Annotated in this window: 2 protein-coding genes and 1 pseudogene; 1 reads left to right on the top strand and 2 read right to left on the bottom strand. The window is 28.5% G+C overall.

Annotated elements, in window-relative coordinates; genetic code table 11:
* Nucleotides 1-476 (bottom strand): annotated as a pseudogene (locus tag E6A48_RS08085) (FUSC family protein); the annotation flags it as partial.
* Nucleotides 477-591: 115 nt separating this feature from the next.
* On the opposite strand from E6A48_RS08085, the gene E6A48_RS08080 reads away from it, so the two are divergent.
* Entirely contained in the window at nucleotides 592-1,830 is a 1,239-nt protein-coding gene (locus tag E6A48_RS08080) for an MFS transporter (protein ID WP_219709568.1), read from the top strand.
* On the opposite strand, the gene E6A48_RS08075 is transcribed toward E6A48_RS08080, so the two are convergent.
* The coding region (locus E6A48_RS08075; RefSeq protein WP_219709567.1) for a tRNA dihydrouridine synthase at nucleotides 1,827-2,631 on the bottom strand (805 nt) is incomplete at its 5' end. The genes E6A48_RS08080 and E6A48_RS08075 overlap by 4 nt on opposite strands.

The following is a 2,631-nucleotide window of genomic DNA, read 5'->3' as shown; positions in this document are numbered from 1 at the left end:
ATAATTATTAAAGCAAAACCGATAGATTCCATTCTAAGAGATACATTTTCTATTGGAATATTATAAGCTTGAAATATTACATAAGCAAAACCATATATAAAATATCCCCTAGGCACAAAATCATCAGATAATAAAAACACTATCAAAAAAGGCACTACAAAGTTAAGTGTTATTATTAAAAAAATATTTTGTTCTGCAATGGTAGCCAGAAACCCAAGTAAAAGTATTCTAAAAGCAACAAGAGGATAATTTGATGCTGTAAAACTTTGACGCATTAAAGCACATATAAATATACTAACCACTCCAATAGTAGAGTTTTCTCTTCCATAAAGTTTAGCTGTTATAACAAGAATAAAAAGCCCTACCAAAACACTTGGAGTAAAGTCTGCTACCCTTTTTAAAAATGATATAAATATTTCTTTTTGCTTTATATAAAAATCTTTTGAAAGCAGATTTGAATTTATTATTTTATTCATAATAATTACTATAAATAAAAACAAAAAAATAGTCAATAAAAAAATACAATATAACTTAATTGAATTTTATATTGTAAATAGTATAATAGCAAAGAATATTCATATAGGCTTAATAATGAAATTAAACTACACCCACACATTATATGCAAGTTATAATGGATATATAACTCAAGCTATAATAAATATTTTTCCACCACTTATTTTTATAGTTTTTCAAAAAGATTTTAATATATCACTCACACAAATAGGTTTATTATCTTCTTTTAATTTTGCAATGCAAATGATAATTGATTTTTTGGCTATTAAGTTTATAGATAAAATAGGATATAGAATACCAATAGTTTTAGCACATATATTTTCTGCTTTAGGATTAATACTGCTTGGCATACTTCCTTTTTTTATTAATCCATATATTGCTATATTAATATGTTTTTTTATTAATGCCATAGGAGGAGGCTTAATAGAAGTTTTAATAAGTCCAATAGTTGAAGCACTTCCAGATAATAAAAAAACTAAAGCTATGAATATACTTCACTCTTTTTATTGCTGGGGTTCTATGTCAGTTGTAATATTTTCTACTATATATTTTAATTTATTTGGCATAGAAAATTGGAAATATTTATCTATTATCTGGGCAATAGTTCCTTTAGTAAACATATTTTTATTTGCCAATGTGCCTATAAATGTATTAGTTACTCATGAAGAAAATAAAAATGCTGATAATACAGTTTCTATAAGAAAATTATTATCTGTAAAAATAGTATTAGTTTTTGTTTTACTTATGATATGTGCGGGCTCTAGTGAACAAACTATTGCACAGTGGGTATCGTTATTTGCTGAATTAGGTCTTAATGTAAATAAAAGTTTTGGGGATATATTTGGTACAAGCATGTTTGCTTTTTGTATGGGAATAGTTAGGCTTATTTACGGATTTAAATCTGAAAAGATAGATATAAAAAAGGCTCTTATTGTATCTTCTATATTTTGTTTTGCTGGCTATATTATAATAGTGTTTAGCCCTTATGCTTTAATATCATTAATAGGCTCTGCTTTAGTTGGACTTTCTGTAGCTATAATGTGGCCTTCTGTATTTAGCTTGGCATCAAAAACTTACAGCAAAGGTGGCACTGCTATGTTTGCTTTGCTTGCTTTGGCTGGAGATATTGGCTGTGCTATTGGACCTGGAATTGTAGGGATTGTTTCTAATAATAAAAAAATAATCAATATATTTAATAACATCATTTCAAACAATGATATAATGCAAATAGGTTTAAAGGCAGGTATATTTTTTGCCGCAATATTTCCCGTAATTATGTTTATAACTTTAATATTTTTTAGAAGAAAAGAAAATTAATCTTTTACAACTTCATCTATTAACTTAAACAAATCATTTTTATTTTCGCATTTCATAAACTCTATTTTTTTATCCATTCTAAAACCTGTAAGATATTTCATAATAAATTTACGCATAAAATGTATACCACTCACCTCTCCATAAAGTTCACAGCAGCCGTTTATATGTTCTATTAAAACATCTTTTAAATTTCTAGTATCATCATCATTATACTCAGAATTATCATCAAATATAGTATTTAATTCCCTAAACACCCAAGGATTACCAATAGCAGCCCTTCCAACCATAATGCCGTCAACTTTAGATATCTCAAATGCTCTTTTAGCATCTTCCTTTGTTTTTATGTCCCCATTTCCAATTAATATATAATCATCTCCCAAAGCCTCTTTTACCTTAGCAATAGCCTCCCAATCTGCAACTCCCCTATATAAGTCGCTTGCATATCTGCCGTGAAGAGTAAGAAATACTGCCCCATTCTCTTTTAAAGCTAAAGCCCTCTCTAACTCGCCGCCCTCGCCTCTCTGAAAGCCTAATCTTATTTTCACACTTACAGGCAAAGGAGAAACACTTTTAACAGTATTGAGTATAGAAAGCATTTTGTCTGTATCCGATAAAAGTCCAGCCCCTCCATTATTTCGCACAACCTTTTTTGTAGGGCAACCCATATTAATATCTATAAATGAAAAACCAGATAAATCTGTAAGCTCTATCGCCTTCTTAAAATCATCTTCTTTATTTCCAAATATTTGCAAAGATATAGGATATTCATCTTCCTTATGCTCCATATATCTATAAGTCTTT

Source organism: Brachyspira pilosicoli (genome assembly GCF_019402445.1).
Taxonomy (GTDB): domain Bacteria; phylum Spirochaetota; class Brachyspiria; order Brachyspirales; family Brachyspiraceae; genus Brachyspira; species Brachyspira pilosicoli_B.
This window is presented reverse-complemented; position numbering and strand designations above follow the sequence as displayed.

Coding starts and splice junctions, on each gene's coding strand:
- E6A48_RS08080 (WP_219709568.1), top strand. CDS start 592: ATGAAATTAAACTACACCCACACATTATATGCAAGTTATAATGGATAT.